The 26,312-nt window shown below is 68.6% G+C and carries 23 protein-coding genes and 1 pseudogene; 14 read left to right on the top strand and 10 right to left on the bottom strand.

Translation table 11 applies throughout. The annotated features are described in order from the left end of the window. Position 1 precedes the first annotated feature (1 nt). Positions 2-709, bottom strand: a complete 708-nt coding sequence (locus tag AADR41_RS05715) for a PadR family transcriptional regulator (RefSeq protein WP_342280260.1) — start codon at positions 707-709, stop codon at positions 2-4. A gap of 400 nt (positions 710-1,109) precedes the next feature. Here AADR41_RS05715 and AADR41_RS05720 point away from each other — a divergent pair, with 400 nt between their 5' ends. After that, positions 1,110-3,842: a transglycosylase domain-containing protein gene (locus tag AADR41_RS05720; protein WP_342280261.1), complete on the top strand. Its 2,733-nt coding sequence runs from the start codon at positions 1,110-1,112 to the stop codon at positions 3,840-3,842. A 102-nt stretch (positions 3,843-3,944) separates the two neighbouring features. Continuing rightward, positions 3,945-5,444: a glycosyltransferase family 87 protein gene (locus AADR41_RS05725; RefSeq protein ID WP_342280262.1), complete on the top strand. Its 1,500-nt coding sequence runs from the start codon at positions 3,945-3,947 to the stop codon at positions 5,442-5,444. Positions 5,445-5,511: 67 nt separating this feature from the next. On the opposite strand, the gene AADR41_RS05730 is transcribed toward AADR41_RS05725, so the two are convergent. The 3 genes from AADR41_RS05730 to AADR41_RS05740 all read right to left on the bottom strand — a co-directional run bounded on the left by AADR41_RS05730 (position 5,512) and on the right by AADR41_RS05740 (position 8,352). Then, positions 5,512-6,543: an alanine racemase gene (locus AADR41_RS05730; RefSeq protein WP_124719891.1), complete on the bottom strand. Its 1,032-nt coding sequence runs from the start codon at positions 6,541-6,543 to the stop codon at positions 5,512-5,514. A gap of 149 nt (positions 6,544-6,692) precedes the next feature. After that, positions 6,693-7,811, bottom strand: coding sequence for a lipid II:glycine glycyltransferase FemX (locus tag AADR41_RS05735; protein ID WP_124719892.1), 1,119 nt, complete (start codon positions 7,809-7,811; stop codon positions 6,693-6,695). 226 nt (positions 7,812-8,037) lie between these two features. Then, positions 8,038-8,352 carry a hypothetical protein gene (locus AADR41_RS05740; RefSeq protein WP_342280263.1) on the bottom strand — a complete coding sequence of 105 codons (315 nt, stop codon included), beginning with the start codon at positions 8,350-8,352 and terminating at the stop codon, positions 8,038-8,040. 276 nt (positions 8,353-8,628) lie between these two features. Here AADR41_RS05740 and rpsF point away from each other — a divergent pair, with 276 nt between their 5' ends. The 4 genes from rpsF to rplI all read left to right on the top strand — a co-directional run bounded on the left by rpsF (position 8,629) and on the right by rplI (position 10,353). Continuing rightward, the gene (gene rpsF / locus AADR41_RS05745) at positions 8,629-8,919 is read left to right on the top strand and encodes a 30S ribosomal protein S6 (RefSeq protein WP_072487610.1); all 291 of its coding nucleotides are present in this window, start codon (positions 8,629-8,631) and stop codon (positions 8,917-8,919) included. A gap of 74 nt (positions 8,920-8,993) precedes the next feature. Beyond that, positions 8,994-9,608: a single-stranded DNA-binding protein gene (locus AADR41_RS05750; protein ID WP_124719894.1), complete on the top strand. Its 615-nt coding sequence runs from the start codon at positions 8,994-8,996 to the stop codon at positions 9,606-9,608. Between the two features lie 43 nt (positions 9,609-9,651). Further along, positions 9,652-9,888, top strand: a complete 237-nt coding sequence (gene rpsR / locus AADR41_RS05755; protein ID WP_003967857.1) for a 30S ribosomal protein S18 — start codon at positions 9,652-9,654, stop codon at positions 9,886-9,888. A gap of 18 nt (positions 9,889-9,906) precedes the next feature. After that, the gene (gene rplI, locus AADR41_RS05760) at positions 9,907-10,353 is read left to right on the top strand and encodes a 50S ribosomal protein L9 (protein WP_342280264.1); all 447 of its coding nucleotides are present in this window, start codon (positions 9,907-9,909) and stop codon (positions 10,351-10,353) included. 194 nt (positions 10,354-10,547) lie between these two features. Here the strand turns inward: rplI and AADR41_RS05765 are convergent, their stop codons facing one another. Further along, positions 10,548-11,885 (bottom strand): MATE family efflux transporter, encoded by a 1,338-nt coding sequence (locus AADR41_RS05765; RefSeq protein ID WP_342280265.1) that lies wholly within the window; start codon positions 11,883-11,885, stop codon positions 10,548-10,550. Positions 11,886-12,362: 477 nt separating this feature from the next. On the opposite strand from AADR41_RS05765, the gene dnaB reads away from it, so the two are divergent. The 5 genes and pseudogenes from dnaB (at position 12,363) to AADR41_RS05790 (ending at position 19,518) form a co-directional block, all read left to right on the top strand. Continuing rightward, positions 12,363-13,823: a replicative DNA helicase gene (gene dnaB, locus AADR41_RS05770; RefSeq protein WP_342280286.1), complete on the top strand. Its 1,461-nt coding sequence runs from the start codon at positions 12,363-12,365 to the stop codon at positions 13,821-13,823. Positions 13,824-14,044: 221 nt separating this feature from the next. Further along, entirely contained in the window at positions 14,045-14,476 is a 432-nt protein-coding gene (locus tag AADR41_RS05775; protein ID WP_342280266.1) for a DUF5958 family protein, read from the top strand. A gap of 722 nt (positions 14,477-15,198) precedes the next feature. After that, positions 15,199-16,088: pseudogene (locus AADR41_RS05780) on the top strand (MFS transporter); the annotation flags it as partial. A gap of 501 nt (positions 16,089-16,589) precedes the next feature. Continuing rightward, entirely contained in the window at positions 16,590-17,735 is a 1,146-nt protein-coding gene (locus tag AADR41_RS05785; RefSeq protein ID WP_342280267.1) for a cytochrome P450, read from the top strand. A 406-nt stretch (positions 17,736-18,141) separates the two neighbouring features. Further along, entirely contained in the window at positions 18,142-19,518 is a 1,377-nt protein-coding gene (locus AADR41_RS05790) for a serine hydrolase domain-containing protein (protein WP_342280268.1), read from the top strand. A gap of 292 nt (positions 19,519-19,810) precedes the next feature. Here AADR41_RS05790 and AADR41_RS05795 read toward each other — a convergent pair whose 3' ends face one another. Both AADR41_RS05795 and AADR41_RS05800 read right to left on the bottom strand, forming a co-directional pair. Next, entirely contained in the window at positions 19,811-20,263 is a 453-nt protein-coding gene (locus AADR41_RS05795; RefSeq protein ID WP_342280269.1) for a GNAT family N-acetyltransferase, read from the bottom strand. Positions 20,264-20,337: 74 nt separating this feature from the next. After that, positions 20,338-20,805 carry a MarR family winged helix-turn-helix transcriptional regulator gene (locus AADR41_RS05800; protein ID WP_342280270.1) on the bottom strand — a complete coding sequence of 156 codons (468 nt, stop codon included), beginning with the start codon at positions 20,803-20,805 and terminating at the stop codon, positions 20,338-20,340. A gap of 141 nt (positions 20,806-20,946) precedes the next feature. On the opposite strand from AADR41_RS05800, the gene AADR41_RS05805 reads away from it, so the two are divergent. Further along, positions 20,947-22,158 (top strand): MFS transporter, encoded by a 1,212-nt coding sequence (locus tag AADR41_RS05805; protein ID WP_342280271.1) that lies wholly within the window; start codon positions 20,947-20,949, stop codon positions 22,156-22,158. Positions 22,159-22,284: 126 nt separating this feature from the next. Next, the gene (locus AADR41_RS05810) at positions 22,285-22,710 is read left to right on the top strand and encodes a GlcG/HbpS family heme-binding protein (protein ID WP_342280272.1); all 426 of its coding nucleotides are present in this window, start codon (positions 22,285-22,287) and stop codon (positions 22,708-22,710) included. A 17-nt stretch (positions 22,711-22,727) separates the two neighbouring features. Here AADR41_RS05810 and AADR41_RS05815 read toward each other — a convergent pair whose 3' ends face one another. Then, positions 22,728-23,597, bottom strand: coding sequence for a GNAT family N-acetyltransferase (locus AADR41_RS05815; protein WP_342280273.1), 870 nt, complete (start codon positions 23,595-23,597; stop codon positions 22,728-22,730). Between the two features lie 5 nt (positions 23,598-23,602). After that, positions 23,603-24,130 (bottom strand): DUF2269 family protein, encoded by a 528-nt coding sequence (locus AADR41_RS05820; RefSeq protein WP_342280274.1) that lies wholly within the window; start codon positions 24,128-24,130, stop codon positions 23,603-23,605. Positions 24,131-24,264: 134 nt separating this feature from the next. Between AADR41_RS05820 and AADR41_RS05825 the strand changes: the two genes are divergently transcribed. Continuing rightward, positions 24,265-25,638, top strand: coding sequence for a globin domain-containing protein (locus AADR41_RS05825; RefSeq protein WP_446750983.1), 1,374 nt, complete (start codon positions 24,265-24,267; stop codon positions 25,636-25,638). A gap of 162 nt (positions 25,639-25,800) precedes the next feature. Here the strand turns inward: AADR41_RS05825 and AADR41_RS05830 are convergent, their stop codons facing one another. Next, positions 25,801-26,280: an NUDIX hydrolase gene (locus tag AADR41_RS05830; protein ID WP_342280276.1), complete on the bottom strand. Its 480-nt coding sequence runs from the start codon at positions 26,278-26,280 to the stop codon at positions 25,801-25,803. Between the last annotated feature and the right edge of the window lie 32 nt (positions 26,281-26,312).

Genomic DNA, 26,312 nt, shown 5'->3' on the forward strand with positions numbered 1-26,312 from the left:
CTCACTTTGCGGTGTCGTCGGACGGATCCGGCGGGGTGTCACCCCGGCGCCGGGGCAGGCCGTCCGTCTCTCCTGCGGTGTTCTGCTGAGCTTCGCTCCCGGGCGAGGATCGTCGCTGATCCCGTCCCGACCGCTCGCTCTCGATGAGCTCGTTCAGCCAGCGCACTTCGCGCTCCACGGACTCCATGCCGTGTCGCTGCAGCTCAAGTGTGTAGTCGTCGAGGCGCTCACGGGTGCGGGCCAGCGAGGCCCGCATCTTCTCCAGCCGCTCCTCCAGCCGGCTGCGCCGGCCTTCCAGCACCCGCATCCGCACCTCGTGCTCCGTCTGCCCGAAGAAGGCGAAGCGGGCCGCGAAGTGCTCGTCCTCCCAGGAGTCGGGGCCGGTGTGCGAGAGCAGCTCCTCGAAGTGCTCCTTACCTTCCGCCGTCAGCCGGTAGACGATCTTGGCGCGGCGCCCGGCCAGTGAGGAGGCGGGGGCGACCGCACGGCCGGTGGCGGGCGGCTGGGCGACCGGAGCCGCACCCGGCTCCTCGATCAACCAGCCGTTGGCGACCAGCGTCTTGAGGCAGGGATAGAGGGTGCCGTAACTGAAGGCGCGGAAGATCCCCAACGAGGTGTTGAGACGTTTGCGCAGCTCGTAGCCGTGCATCGGGGACTCACGGAGCAGGCCGAGAACGGCGAATTCGAGGATGCCGGAGCGTCTGCTCAACTTCGCCTCCTCCGTCTCCGTGTGGGTCCGAGTGCTCCTGCTGGAGCCCGGTGCCGGGCCGATGTACCGAGCTGATGTATCGACTCGATACATCACGACGATAGATCGGTCGCCGCGATGCGACAAGGGGAGTCATCGTGAACGGCGTCACATCGTGAATTCGTAGGCACCGACTTGCGTTGTTTGGGGTGAAGTTCGGCCCTAGGAGGGTTTTGACCGTGCGTAGTCTGTGCGGCATGCAGACCACCGGGAACCGCGTGACGCCCCCGCGCGTCAGTCTTCGCGGACCAGCCGGACGCATGGCGGACGAGCCCGTCGCGAGGCTTGTCCGTAATTCGGGGGGACCGGATCTCAACTGCCGCTTCCAGGCGCTCTCGCCTGCCCGAGGAGTAGTCGTTCGATGAGCGAGCACCGTCGCAAAACGCCGGAACCACAAGGTGGTGGGCGTGCAGCGGCCAGACGAGCCGCCCAGCAGTCCTCAGGACGCCGCGCCGCCCCGTCACGTGGAGTAACTTCCGAGTCACCTTCCGGTTCGCACGGCGGCGACAGCCCGTACGGCGGCCGCGCCGAGGCCAGACGTGCCGCACAGCGGGGCGGCGGGAGCCGTCGCGCCGAGGGTGGCGGAGCGGGCCGCGGGGGCGGAGGCCGTCGCCGCGGTGGCGGCGACGGCGGGCACGAGGGACCGGGTCGCGGGCGGGGCCGGGGCTCCCAGCGTCCTGCCAAGAAACGCTTCATCGACTACCCGCGCGCCGGCAAGTACGGCTTCCGGCGCTGGGTTCCGTCGTGGAAGCTGGTCTCCAGCCTCTGCATCGGCTTCCTCGGCCTGCTCATGGGCGTCGCCGGCATCGCGTACGCGATGGTCGAGAAGCCCAAGGTGAACGAAGCCGCGGAAGCGCAGAACAACGTCTACCTCTGGGACGACGGCACGCAGATGATCGCCACGGGCGGTGCGGTCAACCGCCAGATCATCGGCTTCGAGCAGATTCCCGAAGCGATGCGGGACGCCGTCATCTCGGCCGAGAACAAGTCCTTCGACCATGACCGGGGCATCGACCCCATGGGCATCGCGCGAGCCCTGTTCAACATGGCGACAGGAGGCGAGACGCAGGGTGGTTCGACCATCACCCAGCAGTACGTGAAGAACTCGCGTCTGTCCCAGGAGCAGACCCTGAGCCGGAAGTTCCAGGAACTCTTCATCACGCTCAAGGTCAGCAACGACATGAAGAAGAACGACATCATGGCGGGCTACCTCAACGTCTCGTACTACGGGCGAGGTGCTTCGGGGATCCAGGCGGCGGCCCGTACGTACTACGGCAAGGACGCCGTCGACCTGGACCCGAGCGAGTGCGCCTTCCTGGCCACGCTGCTCAAGGGCGCGTCCTACTACGACCCGGCGGGTGCCACCGACGTCGACCCCGTGCAGGCGACGCCGAAGCTGAACACCGACCGGGCCATCAAGCGCTGGAAGTGGATCCTCGACGAAGAGGTGAAGGACAAGCGCCTCTCGCCGACGGAGCGCGCCAAGTACACCGAGTTCCCGATGCCCGATCCGCCGAAGAAGAACGCCCAGCTGGCGGGCCAGACCGGATACCTGGTCGAACTTGCCAGGCAGTACTTCCTCAGCAACAACGACCACGGCGTCACGGCGGAGAAGCTGGCCCTGGGTGGCTACCAGATCCGCACCACCTTCAACAAGAAGAAGGTCAAGGAGCTCAACTCCGCGGTCAAGAAGGTCTACGACAGCAAGATCAAGCCGAAGGAGCGCCCGAAGACGGACACCCACGTCCAGTTCGGCGGCGGCTCGGTCGATCCCAAGACCGGGGCCATCGTGGCGATCTACGGCGGCCAGGACGCGACCAAGCACTTCACCAACAACGCCAACCCCACCGGTGCGCAGGTCGGTTCGACCTTCAAGCCGTTCGTGCTGGCGGCGGCGATGGAGTACGGCAAGCGGAACCCGGCGCTCTCGGAGGACCAGGGCCCGTCCGAGCGTACGAAGGTGTCACCGCTCAGCATCTACAACGCCGACGACAAGCTGAAGATCAAGAAGTACAACGGCGAGATCTGGACCGACGAGAACGGCAAGGAGTGGCTGCAGGCCAACGACGGCCACGAGTCGAAGGGCAACATCACCCTCCGCGAGGCGATGCAGTGGTCCGCCAACTCCCCGTACGTCCAGCTCGGCATGGATGTCGGCACCGACAAGGTGAAGGACATCGCCATAGCCGCGGGGCTCAAGGACGACGAACAGATGGCGGACTCGCACGTGCCGTCGTTCTCCATCGGTACGTCCTCGCCCAGCGCGATCCGGATGGCGGGCGCGTACGCGACCTTCGCGGCCAGCGGCCAGCAGCGTGAGCCCTTCTCGGTCTCCGAGGCGAAGTACGACGGCAAGACCGTCTACCGGCACAAGGATGTCGCCAAGCGTGCCTTCGACGCCGCGATCGCCGACAACGTCACCGATGTCCTGAAGAACGTCGTCGAGAAGGGCACCGGTACTCCCGCGCAGATTCCGGGCCGGGACGTGGCGGGCAAGACGGGTACGACGGACGACAACAAGTCGGCCTGGTTCGTCGGCTACACGCCGCAGCTGTCCACGGCCATCAGCATGTACCGGCTCGACGACGACGCGACCAACAAGGACCGTAAGTTCGAGAAGATGTACGGCACGGGTGGCGAGCGGACGATCCACGGTGCGTCGTTCCCCGCCCAGATCTGGCACGACTACATGGTGGGCGCGCTGAAGGGGAAGCCGGTCCTGAACTTCCCGGAGCCCGGCCCGATCGGTGACAAGGTCTACGGCGGCGGTGCGCAGAGCCCCACGCCGACGCCCACGGCGCCGGACACCCCCTCGCCGTCCATGACGGTGGGCGAGTCGCCCTCGGCGAGCCTGACCCCGCCGCCGCCGGACCCCACCCAGACCTGCGGTACGTGGGACTGGGACTGCCAGCACAACAACGGCGGGACCAGCAGTGGTGCGAACGGCGGAGACGCCGGCGGGCCCAGCGAAAGTACGTCGATGTCCCCCGAGCCACCGAACGGTGGCAACGGGAACGGGAACGGGAACGGAAACGGAAACGGCGGGAACGGCGGGAACGGCGACAGCGGATTCTTCGGCGGGCCGGCCGGATAGCGCCCGCGCGGCCTCCGGGCCGACCCGGTCATGAGGGCCGCCGCACCACACGGTGCGGCGGCCCTCGTCGTTTCCACAGCGCCGTACGGCAGGATGAGCGGCATGCCAAGCGCAGAAGACACCAGTGTGCAGCAGCACGAGGAACAGTCGGTCGTACGGCCCACGCATCAGGACGAGGTCGCCGCGGCCGGCAGCGAGCTGATCGGCGGGCGGTCGGGGCGCTGGACACGGCTCGGCAGCACGGCCCTCACGCCGGTGGGTGCCATCGCGCTGGTGGCCCTCGGGATGTTCGCGCTGGGCATGGTGCAGAAGCTGCCCTGCTACAACTGGGCCTGGTTCAGGGGCGCGGGCTCGCAGTACACGCATGCCTGCTACTCGGACATTCCACACCTTTTTGCCGCCCGTGGATTCTCCGACGGCCTGGTGCCGTACTTCGACCGGCTGCCCGGCGACATGCAGTTCCTGGAGTACCCCGTCCTGACGGGTGTGTTCATGCAGGTCGCCGCCTGGCTGACGCCGGGCGGATCCATCCAGCACCAGGAGCAGATGTACTGGATGGTCAACGCGGGCATGCTGATGATCTGCGCCGTGACCATCGCCGTCTGTGTCGCCCGTACGCACCGGCGCCGCCCCTGGGACGGGCTGCTGGTCGCCCTCGCGCCGGCCTTCGCGCTCACCGCGACGATCAACTGGGACCTGCTGGCCGTCGCGCTGACGGCCGCGGCGATGCTCATGTGGTCCCGGGGGCGGACGCTGGCGTTCGGCGTCCTCATCGGGCTCGCCACGGCCGCCAAGCTCTATCCCGTGTTCCTGCTGGGGCCGGTGTTCGTCCTGTGCTGGCGGGCGGGCAAGTGGCGGGAGTTCGGCAGGGCGACGCTCGGGGCGGCGGTGTCCTGGCTGGTGGTGAATCTGCCGGTGATGGCCTTCGCGCCCGAGGGGTGGAAGAAGTTCTACACGTTCAGCGAGGAGCGGGGCATCGACTTCGGCTCCTTCTGGCTGATCATCACCCAGCGCACCGGTGAGAGCATCGAGGTCCCGACCGTCAACACGGTCTCGACGCTGACGACGGTCCTGCTGTGCGCGGCGATCGGCGCGCTCACCCTGATGGCACCGCGCAGGCCGCGCTTCGCGCAGCTCGCCTTCCTCGTCGTCGCGGCGTTCATCCTCGTCAACAAGGTCTACTCGCCGCAGTACGTGCTGTGGCTGATCCCCCTGGCCGTACTGGCCCGGCCGCGCTGGCGCGACTTCCTGATCTGGCAGGCGTGCGAGGTCATGTACTTCCTGGGGATCTGGATGTACCTCGCGTACACGACGAGCGGGGACAAGCACCAGGGGCTGCCCACCGAGGGGTACCAGCTGGCGATCGCCCTGCATCTGCTGGGCACGCTGTACCTCTGCGCCGTGGTCGTGCGGGACGTCCTCAAGCCGGAGCGGGACGTCGTACGGCGCGACGGGTCGGACGATCCGTCCGGCGGGGTGCTCGACGGGGCCCCGGACGTGTTCGTGCTGGGGCGGGCGGCGCATCCGGAGCGGCATGCCCACCCGGCGGTGGAAGGACCGCGGGTGGAATGGGGGGCGGCGAGCGGACCGGTCGCAGACTGAAGCCGGGCCCCTCCCGGTGGGAGGGGCCCGGCCCAGGACCGGCCGTACAGGCCGGTCAGCGGTCGTACTACCGGTCGACGAGGCGGTCGAACTGGGTGGTCGTGTGGCGCAGATGGGCGACCAGCTCGTCGCCGACCTTCGGCTCCTGGGCGTCCGACGGGACGAACAGGATCGACACCTGCATGTGCGGCGGCTCGGCGAACCAGCGCTGCTTGCCCGCCCAGACGAACGGCGACAGGTTGCGGTTGACGGTGGCCAGGCCCGCGCGGGCGACTCCCTTGGCCCGCGGCATCACGCCGTGCAGGGCCTTCGGGGCCTCCAGGCCCACGCCGTGCGACGTACCGCCGGCGACGACGACCAGCCAGCCGTCCGAGGCGGCCTTCTGCTGGCGGTAGCCGAAGCGGTCGCCCTTGGCCACGCGGGTGACGTCCAGGACGGCACCCCGGTACTCCGTCGCCTCGTGGTCGCCGAGCCACAGCCGGGTACCGATGCGGGCGCGGAAACGGGTCTGCGGGAACTGCTGCTGGAGCCGGCCCAGCTCCTCGGCGCGCAGATGGCTGACGAACATGGTGTGCAACGGCAGCCGGGCCGCGCGCAGCCGGTCCATCCAGCCGATGACCTCCTCGACCGCGTCCGAGCCGTCCGTGCGGTCCAGCGGCAGGTGCAGGGCGAAGCCTTCGAGCCGTACGTCCTCGATGGCGGCGTGCAGCTGTCCGAGCTCCTCCTCCTTGACGCCGTGGCGCTTCATCGAGCTCATGCACTCGATGACGACCCGCGCGCCCACCAGGGCGTGGACGCCGTCCACGGAGGAAACCGACCGGATCACACGGTCGGGCAGCGGTACCGGCTCCTCGCCCCGGCGGAACGGGGTGAGGACCAGAAGATCGCCGCTGAACCAGTCCTTGATGCGGGCCGCCTCGTAGGTGGTCCCGACGGCGAGCATGTCGGAGCCGAAGCGGATGGCCTCGTCGGCCAGCCGCTCGTGGCCGAAGCCGTATCCGTTGCCCTTGCAGACCGGCACGAGGCCGGGGAACTGGTCGAGGACGGATTTCTGGTGCGCCCGCCAGCGCGCGGTGTCGACGTAGAGGGAGAGCGCCATGGCCGGTCCGGAACCCTTCTGGTGGCTGCTGTGTGGGAGGTGTGTGAAGCCGAAGCCCCCATTGAAACCAATGAAGCCGGTTTCGTCAGCGGGGCGACGCGTAACAGGCGACGCGGGTCAGCGGTGCGACGCGAACGGTGCGACGCGGGTCAGCGGCGCGACATGTAGATGTCGAGCGCCTTGTGCAGCAGCTTGTTGAGCGGGAAGTCCCACTCGCCGAGGTACTCGGCCGCCTGGCCGCCGGTGCCCACCTTGAACTGGATCAGACCGAAGAGGTGGTCGGTCTCGTCCAGCGAGTCGGAGATGCCGCGCAGGTCGTAGACGGTGGCTCCCATGGCGTACGCGTCGCGCAGCATCCGCCACTGCATCGCGTTCGAGGGCCGGACCTCGCGCTTGTGGTTGGCGGAGGCGCCGTAGGAGTACCAGACGTGCCCGCCGACGATCAGCATGGTCGCGGCCGCGACGTTCTCGCCCTCGTGCCGGGCGAAGTACAGCCGCATCCGGTTCGGGTCCTCGTTGTTGAGGGCCGTCCACATGCGCTGGAAGTAGCCCAGCGGACGCGGCCGGAAGTGGTCGCGCTCCGCCGTGATCTCGTAAAGACGCTGCCACTCGGCGAGGTCGGCGTAGCTGCCCTGCACGACCTCGACGCCGGCCTTCTCGGCCTTCTTGATGTTGCGTCGCCACAGCTGGTTGAAGCCCTTGTGGACGTCTTCGAGCGACCGGTTGGCCAGCGGCACCTGGAAGACGTAGCGGGGCTGTACGTCACCGAATCCGGCGCCGCCGTCCTCGCCCTGCTGCCAGCCCATCTTCCGCAGCCGGTCCGCCACTTCGAAGGCACGCGGCTCGATGTGGGTGGCCTCGACGTCGCGCAGGCGCTTCACTTCCGGGTCCTGGATGCCCGACTTGATGGCGGCCGCGTCCCAGCGGCGGATGATGACGGGCGGGCCCATCTTCACGGAGAAGGCGCCCTGCTGCTTGAGGTGCGCCAGCATCGGCCGCAGCCAGTCGTCCAGATTCGGGGCGTACCAGTTGATGACCGGGCCCTCGGGCAGATAGGCGAGGTACCGCTTGATCTTGGGCAGCTGCCGGTAGAGCACCAGGCCGGCGCCGACGAGCTGTCCGTTCCCGTCGAACCAGCCGAGGCTCTCCGAGCGCCACTCGGCCTTCACATCTGCCCATGCCGGGACCTGCATGTGACTCGCCGCGGGCAGATTCTGGATGTATGCCAGATGCTGCTCTCGGCTGATGGTCCTCAGGGTCAGGCTCATGCGGGGCGCTCCTCGGCAGGTGTGTCCCCATCGGTCAGGGGCTCCGGCTCTCGCGCCGAAGCCTACTGTGGCCGACGAGTACACCGTCTGGCCCTATGGCCTTGCCGCTCCGCCGCCGTCGCGACCCGGGTTGCCGGGTCCTTTCCCACGGGGAACGGCGCGGAGACCCCGTGAGGTTCCCGCGCCGTTCCGCCTGTCCGGTTGTGACTGCTGTGTCTGTCGCGATTCAGCCCACCAAGCCGCCGAAGAGGCCGCCGTGGGCCATGCCCAGGAAGAAGCCGATCGCGGCCGCGCCCATGCCGATGATCAGCGGGAACCGTTCGCGGGTGGTCACCGAGACGTACTGCCCGTACGCACCCGTGAGGATCCCGATGAGTCCGGCCCACGAACTGATCAGATGCAGGTTGTGGAACATCGCCGTCACGAAGGCGAGCACACCGAGGATCAGTGTCACCGCCACCAGGGTTTCCTGGAGCGGATGGGACTTGCCGTCCGTGGCGAGCAGGGAAACGGGGGGACGGGGTCGTATTGCCTGTGCCATGGAGTACCTCCTGGCCGAATGGGGCGCGTGGTGGCGCCGCTCACACCCGATGTGTCCAGATTGCGTCTCCTGACCACCGGATTTCAACCGGAAGCCGTTGTGCGGGTACTCTGTACGGTCTGCACCGGTGTCTGCCCAGGCCAGCACGGCAACCCCTCTCCATGGAGGGCGTTGTCAGTGGCGGCTGTTCTACTCGGAGACACCGATGCTCACGCATCACGACCCTCCTGCCACGGAACGACCGTGGCCGCTGAGTCCAAAGGAGGTGGGTTCCACATGCGTCACTACGAGGTGATGGTCATCCTCGACCCCGATCTCGAGGAGCGCGCTGTCTCCCCGCTGATCGAGAACTTCCTCTCCGTCGTCCGTGAGGGCAACGGAAAGGTCGAGAAGGTCGACACCTGGGGCCGTCGTCGTCTCGCTTACGAGATCAAGAAGAAGCCCGAGGGCATCTACTCGGTCATCGACCTGCAGGCCGAGCCTGCGGTCGTCAAGGAGCTCGACCGCCAGATGAACCTGAACGAGTCGGTCCTCCGGACCAAGGTCCTCCGTCCCGAGTCCCACTGAGCATCTAGCTCAGTGGTCATCGGGTTCGAGTAGCAGCAAGCAGCCAGAAGCAATCCCCGCCGAGAGGTTCACCCATGGCAGGCGAGACCGTCATCACGGTCGTCGGCAATCTCGTCGACGACCCCGAGCTGCGCTTCACCCCGTCCGGTGCGGCGGTCGCGAAGTTCCGTGTCGCGTCCACTCCCCGCATCTTCGACCGGCAGACCAATGAGTGGAAGGACGGCGAAGGCCTGTTCCTCACCTGCTCGGTCTGGCGGCAGGCGGCGGAGAACGTCGCCGAGTCGCTCCAGCGAGGCATGCGCGTTGTCGTGCAGGGCCGGCTGAAGCAGCGGTCGTACGAAGACCGCGAGGGCGTCAAGCGCACGGTCTACGAGCTGGACGTCGAGGAAGTCGGCCCCAGCCTGAAGAACGCCACGGCCAAGGTCACCAAGACCACCGGTCGCGGTGGTCAGGGCGGCCAGGGTGGATACGGCGGTGGCCAGCAGGGCGGCGGCAACTGGGGCGGCGGTCCCGGTGGCGGTGGCCAGCAGGGCGGCGGCGGCGCTCCCGCCGACGACCCGTGGGCCACTGGCGCGCCGTCCGGCGGTCAGCAGGGCGGGGGTCAGCAGGGCGGCGGAGGCGGCTGGGGCGGAAGCTCCGGCGGTTCCGGCGGCTCTGGCGGCGGCTACTCGGACGAGCCCCCCTTCTAGGGCAGCTCGTACCCCCACTTCTTGATCACACAGGAGAAACACCATGGCGAAGCCGCCTGTGCGCAAGCCTAAGAAGAAGGTCTGCGCGTTCTGCAAGGACAAGACCCAGTACGTGGACTACAAGGACACGAACATGCTGCGGAAGTTCATTTCCGACCGCGGCAAGATCCGTGCCCGCCGCGTCACCGGCAACTGCACGCAGCACCAGCGTGACGTCGCCACGGCAGTCAAGAACAGCCGTGAGATGGCGCTGCTGCCCTACACGTCCACCGCGCGATAAGGGAAGGGTGACCGAATCATGAAGATCATCCTCACCCACGAGGTCTCCGGCCTCGGTGCTGCGGGCGACGTCGTCGACGTCAAGGACGGGTACGCCCGTAACTACCTGGTTCCGCGTGGCTTCGCCATCCGCTGGACCAAGGGTGGCGAGAAGGACGTGGCGCAGATCCGCCGCGCCCGCAAGATCCACGAGATCGCCACGATCGAGCAGGCCAACGAGATCAAGAACAAGCTTGAGGCCGTGAAGGTCCGTCTGGCCGTTCGCTCCGGCGACGCCGGCCGTCTCTTCGGCTCCGTGACCCCGGCCGACATCGCCTCGGCGATCAAGGCCGCCGGTGGCCCCGACGTCGACAAGCGTCGCGTCGAGCTCGGCTCGCCGATCAAGACGCTCGGCGGACACCAGGTCTCCGTGCGTCTGCACCCCGAGGTCGCTGCGAGCCTCGGCATCGAGGTCGTTGCTGCCTAAGGGCACAGCTCACCTGAGCAGTTGAAGGGCCGCACCCCACGGGGTGCGGCCCTTCGCCGTGGGCTTCGTCGTAGGTTTCGCCGTGTCTTTCGGCGGCGCTGAGCTTCTTTCGGCGGCGCTGAGCGGCGGCGAGTGGTGTCGACCGGCTCCTCGGTTCTCCTGTTTCACGTGAAACAGGAACGCGGCCGGGTGGCTCAGCGGGTGGCCCCGGTGACTATCCACTTGCCGGAGCGGGTGCGCAGCCAGAGCGTCACCATGCGGACGGTCATCATCAGGGCCATCGCCCACCACAGCGCCGTCAGGCCGCCACCGATCACCGGCACCAGCAGGGCGACCGGGGCGAAGACCGCGAGAGTGACGAGCATGGCCCAGGCCAGGTACCGCCCGTCGCCTGCACCCATCAGTACTCCGTCCAGGACGAATACCACTCCTGCGATCGGCTGGGACAGTGCCACCACCAGCAGTGCCGGGATCAGGGTGTCCTGTACGGCCCCGTCGCTGGTGAACAAGGGCACGAACAGCGGTCGGGCGAGGACGATCAGTGCTCCGAACACCACCCCGGAGACGATGCCCCACTGGACCATACGACGGCATGCCTCGCGCGCGCCCTCGGCGTCGTCGGCCCCCAGATAGCGGCCGATGATCGCCTGACCGGCGATGGCGATGGCATCGAGGGCGAAGGCCATCAGGCTCCAGAGCGAGAGGATGATCTGGTGCGCGGCGATCTCGGTGTCTCCGAGGCGGGCGGCAACGGCTGTGGCAATCATCAGTACCGCGCGGAGCGACAGCGTACGGACCAGCAGTGGCACGCCGGCCCGGGCGCTGGTTCTGATACCTGCGGCATCGGGACGCAGCGAGGCGCCGTGCCGCCTGGCTCCCCGTACCACCACGATCAGATAGGCGACTGCCATCGAAACCTGGGCGATCACGGTGCCCCAGGCCGATCCGGCGATCCCGAGGCCGGCGCCGTAGACCAGTCCCGCGTTGAGGGCTCCGTTGGCGGCGAAGCCTCCGATGGCGACGTAGAGCGGGGTCCTGGTGTCCTGCAGGCCGCGGAGAACACCGGTCGCTGCCAGCACCACGAGCATGGCCGGGATACCGAGGCTGGAGATCCGCAGATAGGTGATCGCGTAGGGGGCGGCCGTGTCGGATGCGCCGAAGACATCCACCAGCCAGGGGGCCGTGGGGAGGGTGACGGCGATGACGGCGATGCCCAGCAGGATCGCCAGCCAGATGCCGTCCATGCCCTGCCGGATCGCTGAGGCCAGGTCACCCGCTCCGACCCGCCGTGCCACTGCCGCGGTGGTGGCGTAGGCGAGGAAGACGAAGATGCTGACAGCAGTGGTCAGCAGAGCGGCGGCGACGGCCAGGCCGGCCAGTTGCGGCGTACCGAGATGGCCGACGATGGCGCTGTCGACCATGACGAAGAGCGGCTCGGCGACGAGTGCGCCGAAGGCGGGTACGGCGAGCGAGATGATCTCGCGGTCGTGCCGTCGACGACTGGGTGGCGGGGGCGCCGGGGCCTGGATCATGGGGGCCAATCTAATCTTCCACAGGTAATAGATGCAATGGCTTAGTAGCCCTTACATTTGCTCGCGCTCGGCGTTCTCCCGTGGGCCGTTTGTCGTGATCTTGTGCTGACTCGGAAAGTTTTTCTCCCCCACAGGCCGTGGATGGGGAAAGGCCAGGTCAGCGCGGTGATGCTGTGGGTGTTATGAGTTTGTCCACAGTGCTGTCCCCCGCTCCGTGCACAGGATCCGCGGAGTTCTCCACAGCATCTGGTCGGTCGTCCACATGCCCTGTGGATAACCAGATTGGCTGACGGTGCCGAGCGGCCTACCGTGGACCGGCGCCCGCACCCCGTTCCGGACCCGGAACCACTCAGAACTCGACGCCCCGGAACCGGAGTCGGGCGTCTTGTTTGTCGGTGCTGTGCCGTAAGAAAGAGTGGCATGGCGAGGTCCGCGGAGCGGACGGGAGGAGGTGGCCCGGTGAGCATTCCCGAGCCTTTGGACGACCCCTGGGCCGAGGCCGGTCCCAGCGACCGTCTGCCCGTTTCCCGGCAGCGCCGCGGTGAGGGCAGGGACCGCGGCGAGCAGCACGAACGCGGCAGGGAGAGCGGCGGCTGGGAGGACGGATCGCCCGGTTTCGAGCGGGTTCCGCCCCAGGACCTCGATGCCGAGCAGTCGGTCCTCGGCGGCATGCTCCTGTCCAAGGACGCCATCGCCGATGTCGTGGAGATCATCAAGGGCCACGACTTCTACCGCCCCGCGCACGAGACCGTCTACCAGGCGATCCTCGACCTCTACGCCAAGGGCGAGCCTGCCGACCCGATCACGGTGGCGGCCGAGCTGGTCAAACGCGGCGAGATCACCAAGGTGGGCGGGGCGCCGTATCTGCACACCCTGGTCCAGTCCGTACCGACCGCGGCCAACGCTTCGTACTACGCGGAGATCGTCCATGAGCGGGCGGTGCTGCGGCGGCTCGTCGAGGCCGGCACGAAGATCACGCAGATGGGATACGCGGCGGACGGCGATGTCGACGACATCGTGAACTCGGCGCAGGCCGAGATCTACGCGGTCACCGAGCAGCGCACCAGCGAGGACTACCTGCCGCTCGGCGACATCATGGAGGGCGCGCTCGACGAGATCGAGGCGATCGGTTCGCGCAGCGGTGAGATGACCGGAGTGCCGACCGGTTTCACCGACCTCGATGCCCTGACGAACGGCCTGCACCCGGGCCAGATGGTCGTCATCGCCGCCCGCCCCGCCATGGGTAAGTCCACACTGGCTCTCGACTTCGCGCGGGCCTGTTCGATCAAGAGCAATCTGCCCAGCGTTATCTTCTCCCTCGAAATGGGACGCAACGAGATCGCGATGCGTCTGCTCTCCGCCGAGGCCCGGGTGGCGCTGCACCACATGCGCTCCGGCACGATGACCGACGAGGACTGGACGCGGCTGGCCCGCCGGATGCCCGATGTCTCGGCCGCCCCGCTCTACATCGACGACTCCCCGAACCTCTCCATGATGGAGATCCGGGCGAAGTGCCGGCGCCTCAAGCAGCGCAACGACCTCAAGCTCGTGGTCATCGACTATCTGCAGCTGATGCAGTCCGGCGGCTCCAAGCGAGCCGAGAGCCGCCAGCAGGAAGTCTCGGACATGTCCCGAAACCTCAAGCTGCTGGCCAAGGAGCTTCAGCTTCCGGTCATCGCGCTCTCTCAGCTGAACCGTGGTCCCGAGCAGCGCACGGACAAGAAGCCGATGGTCTCCGACCTGCGTGAATCCGGGTCCATCGAGCAGGACGCCGACATGGTGATCCTGCTGCACCGCGAGGACGCGTACGAGAAGGAGTCCCCCCGCGCCGGCGAGGCCGACCTGATCGTGGCCAAGCACCGAAACGGTCCGACGGCAACGATCACGGTGGCCTTCCAGGGCCACTACTCGCGCTTCGTGGACATGGCGCAGACCTGATCGGCGCTTGTGTAGGGTCTCAAATTCAGCTTCATAATCTCAGGGCCGACTGCATATGGAACGGACGGCCGCCGATGCAGGTGACGAGGATCTGTGAAATCGCCAGTGCTGCTCGTCGCCCCCGCTTGATTGCCGGAGGCAACGATGGCCGGGGCGCCCGTGCTTTGTCGGGTGCTGGTGCCGGCCCTCGCCCGGAAGCAGCGTCGTAAAATCATCCAGCGATGACTGAACCGAGCAGCGACGACGGCCGCACGTTCCGGCGCGAGACCGAGCGGGTCGTCAACGAGATCGCCCAAGGACTCCGCACGTTGGACGCTGGGGTGAGCTGGTTCTCCGACCTCGCCCCGACACGCCAGCAGATGGTTCTTCAGGAAGTCGCTGGCTATGCGATGCAGGCGCACATTACAGGTGCGGACGGCCGTGCGGGGGTGGCGCGGTCTGGTGTGAAGCCCACGGCTAACCCCTCGGTCATGATCTGCATGGACCCGCCCCGTTACGGGTTTGCGGGCCTGCCCTCCGCCGAACACGTCAAGGCGTTCCGCGTCCTCGTTTCCGTGTTCGCCGTTGCTGACACTCGCCGCCGCGAGAGGTACTGCAAAGGCGCCTGCGGACATGCATGGCACAACCTGCCGGCGGCGACCGAGCATCCATAGCATCGGCCGTTCCAGCTCGGGCTGGGCTGGTTATCGAGCGGCCCCTCCTGAGTGACATCCGTCCGCAGGTCCACGCGCTGCGGGTGGGGAGAAGTGTGAGCAGGCCTGGGGAACCTCTGAGCATCGGGTGGGGAAATTCAACGAGCCTCATCACAGGCTCATGAGGTCCGGGGCAGCCGACTGACAGTCTGAGGAAATGACACCGATCTGAGACAGCCGCCTGCCGAAACGTCGTGAGACTGGAGGGGAACGTCCAGGTCACAGCGTCGGCGCCTGACACCGAAAGTGAGAACCTACAGCTTGGCCGCAGGTATCCAGATCCCGTGGCCGCTCTCCATCAGCGACGGCCACCGCGTGGCCAACAGGACACGGTGGTCCCAGGGGGCGGCAGCGCTGCTCGGACACGTACTGGTCGGCGACCGCGGGCGATCACGGCAGCTACGATCGCGGCCGGAGCCGGACCGGCTGCTGTCCGCCCACTCCGCTCCGGAGGTGCGGCACATCGTCGCCCGGCCCTTTCTGCTCAAGGCCCACCTGGACGGCATGGCCCGCAAGCCTCTGCCACGAGACCAGGCCCTGCGGACACCTGACCCGCCCCGAACGGTGATCCACGAAGGCCGGGCTCGATCCTCCGAGCTCCCCGCACGGCAGACGAATTCGGTTGCGGTGGGACTGGGCAGCCCGGTGAGCTGCCTGCATGGGAAGTGCCGCGGAGCAGGACGCTGGCTACCTCCTACTGGGTGCTCCTCTTCGCGCGGCTGCTGACCGCGCTCGCCCAGGCGCTGATCTGGGCCGTGATGGGGCCCGTCGCGGTGGGCCTGTCGCGTCCGAGGTCCGTGGACGTGTGGTCGGAGCGCTGTCCGTCGCCGGTTCGCTCGCCCTCGTGCTCGGGGTTCCCGGCGGGACCTGGCTGGGCCGACAGAACGGCTGGCCGGTGCCCGTCGCCCTGCTGGCGGCGCTGGGGCTCGTCTCTCTGATGACGATCGCCGTCCTGCTGCCGACCTCGCGGCCGGAGGAAGAGGCTGCTGCCTACGGGAGCAGTCCCGACGCCCGCCGGTTCGGGATCGTGCTGGCGGCCGGGACCTTGTCCGCCGCCGGGGCGTTCGCCGGCTACACCTACATCGTGAAGTTCCTGGGCGACGTGAGCGGGTTCTCCCCGAGCGCGGTCAGCGCCCTGCTCGTGGTTTTCGGCGTGGCGTGTCTTGCCGGGGTGAGCATCACCGGGGTGCTGCTGGACCGCTTTCCGCAGGCGACGCTGACCACTGCCGTGGTGACGCAGGCGGTGGGCATGCTCGGCCTCTGCGCGGTCGGCAGCGATCCAGTGGCCGCGGCGGTGTTCCTGGTGATGACGGGCGGTGCACTCGGGCCGGTGTTCATGACCACCCAGAACGCGATGCTGCATTGCGCGCCGGGCCGAACGGATTTCGCGCTCGCGGCCAACTCCGGTCTGTACAACGCCGGCATCGCGGCGGGCGCCGCGCTCGGCGGGCTGATCCTGCCACTGGCCGGCGTGCGGGGCACCTTCCTCGCCGGCGGGCTGCTGACCACCGCGGCCTGCGTTGTGCTGCTCGGCGGCCGACTGCTGCGTTCGGGACTGGAGTCCGTCGAGTAGATCCACCGCCCGTTGGCGGCCGGCAGCTTTCCGTCTGTTGAGGAAAGTGACACGCACCGTGCGAGTCCGGCCACTCGCTCCGGCCGCGAGCGGGGACATGGACGTCCTCCATGCCACACGGCCGATCGGCGATGCCCCGGTTGTGCTTCGTGCTCAGCCGGAACAGCCTTCGTCGCCATGGTCCGCACCGCGCTCACCGACCAGCACGCCGACAGGGCCGGACTGCCCAGGGGCGTCCTCGGCCTCGCCGCCGAACCTTGGCCGCCGGTCGGCGGCAACAAGCTTGCGGGCGAGTGTCCCCACCAGGGCGCGAACTGCTGTTCCGACCTGGTCAGGGCCTCGGCCGACGCCCGGACGGTTCCTGAACCGCCTGATGACCTGGGGCAGGGTATGTCGTTGATCGGGTGTGAGGTGTGCCCGGCCGTCCGGGCTGCCGTCGAAGCAGGAAGGAACACCGTGCCCGTCGCCCGCACTGTCCCTCTGCACCGGGTATCTGCCCCGGTGCCGGGGCCACCCCGGCTCATCGAACTGCCGAACGGAACCCCGGTCTGGCTCGTCACCCGGTACGACGACGTGCACCAGGTTCTCTCCGACCCCCACTTCGAACGCGCACCGGTCCATGCCCCCGACACGCCACCGATCGTCGAAAGCCCCAGCCTGCTGGACAGCCGCGACTCCATCGGGCGGCAGGACGGCGACGCGCATCTGCGCCTCCGGCGTGCTGTTGGCCGGGCCTTCACTCCGCGCGCGGTCGAGCACATGCGGCCGTGGGTGGCCGGCGTCGTCGACCAGCTCCTCGACGGCCTCGTCGTACAGGGGCCGCCTGCCGACCTCGTCACCGACTTCGCCCTGCCCCTGCCCTGCAGGGTCATCCACCGGCTGCTGGCCGTGGACGACGTTCCCACCGAGCAGCTGTTCCACTGGGCCGAACACGCCTTTGCCGGAGCGACCGCGACGCCGGAAGAGGGGGACCGAGCCCGTTGCGAACTGACCGACTTCACCACCGCGCTGATCGCCAAGCGGCGCAAAGACCCCGGCGACGACCTGGTCAGCTCGGTCGTCCGCGCCACCGACCATGAGGGCGGCATCTCCGAGGCCACGCTGGTCAACCTGATCTCCACCATGATCGTCGGCGGTCACGACACCACCATGACCATGCTCAGCAACTCTCTGCTCTACCTGCTGACCGAGCAGGACAAGGCCTGGGCGCGGCTCGGCTCCGACGAACAGGCCGCCGAGGTACTCACCGAGCGCCTGATCCACCTGATTCCTCTCGGCGACCGCGAGGAACGCCTCGGTCATGTCCTCGCCGCCACCACGGACACCCTGCTCGGCGGCGTGATGATCCGCACCGGCGATTTCGTCACGACCGACCATGTCGCCGCCAACCGCGACCCGGCGGCCTTCCCGGGCGACCCCCACGACCACGACAATCTGTTCACCCCCTTGCCGAAGCCCTCCCTCTCCTTCGGCGTGGGCCGGCACTACTGCCTGGGCACCTGGCTCGCCCGCGCCGAACTCCAGCTCGCCCTCCACCGCCTCGCCACCCGTCTGCCCGCCCTGCGCCTCACCATCACCGCCGACGACCTCGTATGGCGGCACGGCACCGTCACGCGCAGCCCCCTCCACCTGCCCGCGACCTGGTGACGGCGACCGATGAGGCTCCCCCGAGACGATGCAGCGACCTCTCCGTCCGCACGGTGAATGCGGCGACCGCTGCCGGTGCAGGGACCGCCGGCACTTGCTCAGGGAGGGGCAGCAGCTGCCCACTACGGGCCACGGGAACCCGGCCGGCCGCAGATCTCACGTAGGCCGCGAACCACAGGTGGTTGCCCTCGGGTGCAGGCCGGAGGCTTCGGCCTGCACCCTAGGAAATGACGCGCATCCTGAGACGAACCCGCCATGACATTTCATGAGGAACCTTCAAGAACCGCAGGTCAGAGCGATCGTCTGGGGCGCGGATCGCGAGTTTCCGCAGCCTGCCCGGGGCCCCGGGCGGAGTACCGGGGAAATGGGCTCGCCTCCACCCGGTTCTGCGGGTAGTTGTTTGAGCATGACCTACTCAGTCGAACAGTTGCTTCCGGGGACGCAGCGCGCCCTGCTGCACCGCATCGCCACCGCTCAGTCGGAGGGCCGGACGCCCTCGCTCGTCGCCGCGGTGCGGAGGCAGGGGCAGACCGTCTGGAGCGGTGCCCGCAGTTGTGTGGACGGGCACGCCCCGGACGGCGACACGCAGTTCAGGATCGGCTCCCTGACCAAGACCTTCACCTCGGTGCTGGTGCTGCGCCTGCGTGACGAGGGGCTGCTGGATCTGGAGGATCCGCTGGAGAAGCATCTGCCGGGCACCGGAGTCGGCGATGTGACGATCCATCAACTGCTCGGACACAGTGCGGGACTCGGCGCCGAGTCCCCCGCGCCCTGGTGGGAGCGGACCCCGGGTACGTTGCGGCCCGAGTTGGCCGACGTGCTCGGCGCGCAGACGCGGATGCACAGTCCGGGGCACCGTCACCACTACTCGAACCCCGGCTACACGCTGCTGGGCGCACTCGTCGAGAAGGTGCGCGGGGCGAGCTGGGCGGAGGTGCTCCGCAGCGAGATCCTGGAACCGCTCGGCATGCACCGCACCGGCCCCCAGCCGCAGGCACCGCACGCGGGCGGCTGGGCCGTGCATCCCTGGGCCGATGTCATGCTGGCCGAACCGGCCGAGGATCTCGGACTGATGGCTCCGGCAGGTCAGCTCTGGTCCACGACCGATGACCTCCTGCGCTTCGCGTCCTTCCTGGCCGATGGCGACGACCGGGTGCTCCGTACCGCCTCCGTGGAGCAGATGCGTGAACCGTCCGCGCCGGGTGAGCCCGGTGACTGGCAGTTCAATTACGGTCTGGGCCTCCAGGTGGTACGGAGCGGCAACCGCACGCTGATCGGCCACACGGGCTCGCTGCCCGGATTCCTGGCCGCCCTGTGGATCAGTGTCGAGGACGATGTGGCGGCGGTCGTGCTCACCAACACGACGGCGGGACTGATGGTCGGTGGCGTCGCAGCCGACCTCGTGGACATCGTGGCCGAGGCCGAGCCCCGCATTCCGGAGCCCTGGCGCCCGCTGCCGGAGGTGGATGCCGAACTGCTCGCGCTGACCGGTCCCTGGTACTGGGGCACGCGTGCGAACGTTCTGCGGATGGCCCCGGACGGTGGGCTGGAGCTTGGCCCCCTGCAGGGCGTCGGCCGAGGTGCCCGGTTCACCGCTCAGCCGGACGGCACCTGGACCGGTCTCGACGGCTACTACGCGGGGGAGACGCTGCGCGTGGTCCGTAACGGTGACGGCAGTGTGAACCACCTGGACCTGGGGTCGTTCGTCTTCACTCGGGAGCCGTACGACCCGGCGGCAGCGGTTCCTGGCGGCGTGGACGAGGGCGGCTGGCGGGGTCTGTGAGGCCGGGCGCCATGTTTCACGTGAAACGGAGCGAGGGTCGGCCCAGGCCGTCAACTCCCGTTCCAGCGGGGCACGGAAGCCTGGGGTGACCAGGGCCTGACCCACCCATCGCGAAAGCCGGGATGCTTGCGCCTCGATTGCGGCAGAAGCATCCCGGCCGATGTCCTACAGCCTGACGAAGAAGGCGTTTCGCACGAAGAGCCGCCGGGCCGGCGGGACACCCCCGTGGAGAGCCGCGTCGGCCACGAAGGCCGGGAAGATCCACACGGGCGCCCCCGGATTCGGGCTGCGGTCAGAGGGCGAGCTTGAAGCCCACATGGCTGGCGGTGAAGCCGAGCCGCTCGTAGAAGCGATGGGCATCGGTCCGGGTCGCGTCGGACGTCAGCTGCACCAACTGGCAGTCCTGGCGCCGGGATTCGTCCACGGCCCATTCGATCAGCAGGGTGCCGAGGCCGCTGCCGCGTTCGTCGGCGTGGATGCGTACGCCCTCGATGACCGAGCGGGTCGAGCCGCGCCTGGAGAGCCCGGGAATCACCGTCAGTTGCAGAGTGCCGACGACGCGGCCCTCGCGCACGGCAACCATCAGGTGCTGGTTCGGGTCGTCCGCCAGGCGCTGGAACGCGGTGCGGTACGGGGTGAGATCGTCCGGCGACTCACGCCGGGCGCCCAGCGGATCGTCGGCGAGCATGGCAACAATCACCGGGATGTCGGTGAGGGCGGCAGGGCGTATCTCCAGATCACTCATGATCCGCAGGTTACGCAGACCGGCCGGGCGGCGCGCGGGTCAGGCCCGACGGGGGCGGTCCGAGGCCGGGCGGCTCACACGGCCGGTACGGGGGCCTTCAGCGCTTCGACGGCCTCGACCAGCGGGGCCAGTTCGGGGCTCTTCGCGGCTTCGTCCAGCGCGGCACGCAGCGCGCTGTCGTTGGTCGGCCGGGCCTCATGGAGCAGGGCCAGGCCGGCCTCGGTGACATCGGTGTAGATGCCGCGGCGATCGGTGTCGCAGAGATACCGCGTCAGCAGTCCGCGGTCCTCAAGGCGGGTGACCAGGCGGGTGGTGGCGCTCTGGCTGAGCACGACCGCGTCCGCGACCTGCTTCATCTGGAGATGCCCACCGGGACCGTTGTGCTGCTTGCTCAGAACGCCGAGCAGGGAGTACTCCCGCACGCTGAGTCCGTGCCCGGACTGCAGTGCCCGCTCGATACGGGTCTCGATCCTTCCGTGGAGCAAGGAGAGAGCGCACCAGCCCTGGGCGAGGGCGGTGGGTGCGGGGTCTGTCGCTGTCATGAGGTCTTTCCTCCGTCTCAAAGCCGCTTGCCTCCAGGATAGGCGACTGCCGCAATAGCCCGCGTTTGCAATTAAACGGCGCCTGCAATTATTGTGGGCGTTCATAAGGCGCATACGCAATCTTCAAGGAAGGTGAAACCCATGCCGCTGGCGCTTCTGGCCCTCGCCATCGGGGCTTTCGGTATCGGGACCACCGAGTTCGTGATCATGGGGTTGCTCCCCGAGGTGGCCGCGGACTTCCAGGTCTCGATCCCCACCGCGGGATTCCTCGTCACGGGATACGCCCTCGGCGTCGTCCTCGGCGCCCCGCTGATGACGGCCCTCGGTACCCGGATCACCCGCAAACGCATGCTGGTACTGCTCATGGGGCTGTTCGTCGTGGGCAACGTCGTCTCCGCGGTCGCCCCGGTCTTCGGCGTGATGCTCGTCGGCCGGTTGATCGCCTCGCTCACCCACGGTGCCTTCTTCGGCATCGGAACGGTCGTCGCGGCGGACCTGGTCGCTCCCCAGAAGAGGGCCGGCGCGATCGCCATGATGTTCACCGGCCTCACCGTGGCCAATGTCGTCGGCGTTCCGCTGGGCACCTACATCGGGCAGAGCGTCGGCTGGCGCACCACGTTCTTCGTCGTCGCCGCGATCGGCGTCGTCGGCCTTCTCGGTGTCGCCAGGCTCGTCCCCGAACAGCCGCGGAACGAAGCCGTGCGGCTCCGCGACGAACTGGCCGCGTTCCGCAATGTGCAGGTCCTGCTCGCCATGGGAATGACCGTGCTGGGCTTCGGCGGAGTCTTCGCCGCGATCACCTACATCACTCCGATGATGACCGGGGTCGCCGGCTACTCCACGTCGTCCGTCACCTGGCTGCTCGTCCTTCTCGGACTGGGCATGGTGGGCGGCAATCTGATCGGCGGCAAGTTCGCCGACCGCCGTCTGATGCCCATGCTGTACGTGTCGCTGGGCGCCCTCGCCGTGGTCCTTGCCCTGTTCACCCTGACCGCGCACAACAAGATCACCGCAGCAGTCACCATCGTGCTGATCGGTGGCCTGGGCTTCGCGACCGTACCGCCGTTGCAGAAGAGGGTGCTCGACCAGGCGGCAGGTGCCCCGACCCTCGCCTCCGCGGCCAACATCGGCGCCTTCAACCTCGGCAACGCGCTCTCGGCGTGGCTCGGTGGCGTCGTCATCGCGGCCGGCCTCGGCTACACCGCGCCCAACTGGGTCGGCGCAGCACTGGCTGCCTCCGCCCTGGCCCTCGCGATCGTCTCCGGCGCGCTGGAACGCCGCACGGTCACACCCAGTCGGCTCGTCGCCAGGCACAGCCCCGAGCCGGTCCTGACCTCCGCGTCCCGGAATTGACCCCGCTCACAGAGCGACACGCAGGGCCTCGCCGCACCACAGAGAGCCGCACCACGCTTCACCGCACCGCACAGAACCCCACCGCACAGAACTTCGTCGCACCACAGCGCACCAAGGAGTCACCCCATGAGCACCACCACTGTCGCCGTCGCCCCGCTGACGACCCAGGAAGCCGAAGCACTCATCGACGCGGCCCGTGCCACCGCAGAGGCCGCCGACGTCGCGGTGGCCGTCACCGTCCTCGACGCGGGCGGTCACCTGCTGGCCTTCCGGCGGGACGACCGGGCCGTCCTCGTCGCCGGCGAGACCAGCACCCGCAAGGCGTACACGGCCCTTCAGCTCAATGCCCCCACGGCCGACCTGGTCGACGCCGTCCAGCCCGGCGGGCTCTTCCACACTCTGCCCACCGCCCTCGACCGGCCGCTGCTCTTCATCGCAGGTGGCGTTCCGGTGCACCGCGGCGGCCGCCTCATAGGCGCCATCGGCGTCGGTGGCGGCGCCCCCGACCAGGACCACGGCTTCGCGACGGCCGCAGTACGGTCGCTCGCCTGAAGAGCTCGCGTCGGCGGTCAGCCCATCGCCACGGTCAGCGAGGCGTAGCGACGGGTCCAGTCGCCGGGCAGGTCCGAGGCTCCACGTGACATCACCGCGGTCGTGGAGCCGGATTGCAGGCCGCACTCCTCGAACCAGTCGAGCAGTTCGGTATGGCGTGCGTCGATGTCCGCGCGCAGCGGCCGATCCGTCGCCTCCGCGAGCGAGGAGACGAGGGCCCGGGCCGTGGCGGTGTCGCGCGCGACCAGAGGGCCGACCGCATACGTCCGGTCGCTCGGCCAGGCGGCCGCGTAGCCGATGAGACGTCCTGCGTCGTGCGCCACGCGGATGTGGTCGGCGAACGCGGGCAGCCGGGCGAGGACATGGGTCCGGTCGGCGCCGAAGACATCCGCGTCCAGCCGGACCATGGCCTGCAGGTCCTCCGCCGTGGCCGGGCGGACGGTCGCGGCCGGGGGCCTGCCGCCGGCCGGCCGGAAGAAGCCGGTGACCCGTTGGGCGTGGCCCACGACCGAGAAACCGAGCTGTTCGTAGAGCGGCTGCCCCGCGGTTGTCGCGTAGAGACTGAGCGGAGTGTCCCCGGCCTCGGCGAGCACACGGAGCATCAGCTGCCGTGCGACTCCCTGCCGTGCGTAGCGCTCCGCGACGAGCACCATGCCGATGGCGGCCAGCCGGGGGCCGTAGGAGGTCACCACGCAGCTGGCCATCAGGCCCTTGCCCTCGGGGTCGTCCACGCCGTAGCCGGCTCCGGCCGCGAGGAGCAGGCCCCATCTGTGCTCATCTCGTGGCCAGCCACGGTCTTCGCTGAGATCGGCGCAGGCGACCAGGTCGCCCGGGGTGAGGCGCCGGACAGGCAGTTCGGTGATCGGAAGGGGCAGTGAGCTGGGCATGAAGGTCAGGCTGTACGACCCCATGTTCGCTCGTCCACCCCTTTACCGACTCCGGACGAACGGCGCAGCCGACGGCCGCGCCGGGTCGGCCCCCAGGGTTTCAGTACCGATATCGCGGTGACGAAGAGGTACGTCGCCGTCGCCACCGACGGTGCGACCACCAGATCGATGTCGACGGCCCCCCGTGCCACGGCCTCGTCGATGCCGGGCCGCAGGGAGAAGATGGACAGCGCCACGGTGATCAGGGTGAGCCAGAACTTCGTCAGGACCCACCGGTGCCTGGCCAGTCCCCACGGGGTGCGCAGTGCCAGGACGAGGCCGCTGATCAGCGAGAACAGGGAGATCGGCACGATCAGCCAGTCCCCGAAGATCTTCATGGCGCGGGTGGCGGCCTGCGCGGTGGCGGGATCCCCGGTGGAGAAGGCCGCGATTCCGAGCGTGAGCAGTCCGACAGTCAGTCCCAGCCAGCTCACGGATACCGCGACATGGGCCACCAGGAGGCTTCGGCGGGCGGAGCGTTTGAGTGGTTTCACGTGAAACACGGTGCCGGGAGCGAGACGATCGGGCGTCTGACAGCGGGAGTAATCGCTCGTACTAGCCTCGGCGTACGGCAAACGTTCATCTGCGGGCTTCCCTGCCGGGCGAGTCTCTGTTCTGCCCGGTGCTGATGCGCTCATGGGCGCCAGTCATCGGTTCACGACCTGCCCGTGTCCGTCGCAAGGCATGCTGGGCCGGGGAATCGGGGACGGTGGCCGTACGAAGGCCGTCAGCGGGGCCAGACCGCGTTCGCGGGCAAAGGGGACCACGGGCCGTGCTGGTGCGTAAGGCGACCACGAGACGTACGAGGCGAGGCACAAGTATGGATGCTCCGGCCACCGGGTGGACCGAAGACGGAACGGGCAGATCCGCCGACGCGATCCTGATCCATCGCACCCTGACCGAGATCTCGCCCGTCGCGGACCAGGCGACCTCATACTTCTACGCGCTGCTCTTCGTGCGCCACCCGGAGCTGAGGGAGCTGTTCCCGGTCGCGATGGACGTCCAGCGCGACCGGCTCCTCCGGGCCATCCTCACCGCGGCCGATCGGCTGGACGATCCGCAGGCACTTGCCGAGTATCTCGGCGGACTGGGGCGGGGCCATCGCAAGTACGGCACGCGGCCCGTGCACTATCCCGCGGTGGGGGAGGCGCTCATGGGCGCGCTGAGCCGTTACGCGACCACCACCTGGGACGGGGAGACAGAAGCTGCGTGGGTGCGCGCCTACACCGCGATATCGCAGATCATGATCGACGCAGCCGCCGAGGACGAACGGTGGTCTCCTGCCTGGTGGCACGCGGAGATCGTGTCCCACGATCTCAGGACCCGGGACATAGCGGTGCTCACGCTCCGCCCCGACCAGGCCTACCCCTTTCTCGCCGGCCAGTACACGGCCGTCGAGACCCCGTGGTGGCCCCGGAACTGGCGGCACTACTCCTTCGCCTCGGCACCCCGCCCCGACGGTCTGCTCACCTTCCACATCAAGGCGGTTCCGGCCGGCTGGGTCTCCAACGCCCTGGTGCACCGGGCCCGGCCCGGGGACATCCTGCGCCTCGGCCCTCCCACGGGCTCGATGACGGTCGACCACTCCACCCACAATGGTCTGCTCTGCCTGGGCGGAGGCACGGGCATCGCACCGATCAAGGCGCTCGTCGAGGACGTCGCGGAGCACGGCGACCGGCGTCCGGTGGAGGTTTTCTACGGGGCACGCAGCGATCACGACCTGTACGACATCGACACGATGATGCGGCTCCAGAACACCTATCCCTGGCTCGCGGTCCGGCCGGTGGTCTCCACGGGCCGGGGAACGGGAGGGGGCCTGATGCGGGGGCTGCTGCCCGAGGCGGTGCGGGAGTGCGGCCCGTGGCCCGAGTACGAGGCCTATCTCTCGGGCCCGCCCGGCATGATCCGCAGCGGGGTGGACGTGCTCCGGGGCATCGGAATGCCGGCCGAGCGCATCCGGCACGACTTCTTCGACGGACTGGCCGCGACCGGCCCCGCCTGACCACGGCGCAGGCGGTCACGGCGCAGGCGGTCACCACCACGGCAGAGGCGATCACCCCGGAACCGCGGCCGCCACCGCAGCCCCGGACCACCACCGGTCCCGGGCCACCACCGGCCACAGACCACCAGCTCGGGACCACGGGCCCCGGACCACCGGCTGCGTTCAGCCCAGATCGGGTGCGTGCATCGCGCGTACGCCCTCGATGTTGCCGTCCAGATAGTGCCGCAGCGACAGCGGTACGAGGTGGACGGCGGCGATTCCCATCCGGCTGAACGGCACCCGCACGACGTCGTACTCCCCGCAGGGATCGTCGATCTCCGGGCCGTGCCGCCGGGACAGGTCCATCGAATCCAGTCGGCAGACGAAGAAGTGCTGGACCTTCACGCCCTTCACCCCGCCGCCCTCGATGTGCTCCACGGTGTCCACGAAGCAGGGCACCACATCGGTGATCTTGGCGCCGAGTTCCTCGTCCAGTTCGCGGTGCAGGGCCTCGACGACGGTTGCGTCCTCGGGTTCGACCCCGCCGCCGGGCGTGAGCCAGTAGGGATCCACTCCGGGCTTGGTGCGCTTGATGAGGATCAGGTCGTTGCCGTCGAGCAGGATGGCGCGTGCGGTGCGCTTGACCACGGGACGTTCGGTCATGGCAAGAGAGTGGCCCGCAGAACCGGTTCTGA

The organism is Streptomyces sp. CLV115, from assembly GCF_038448545.1.
Classification (GTDB): domain Bacteria; phylum Actinomycetota; class Actinomycetes; order Streptomycetales; family Streptomycetaceae; genus Streptomyces; species Streptomyces sanglieri.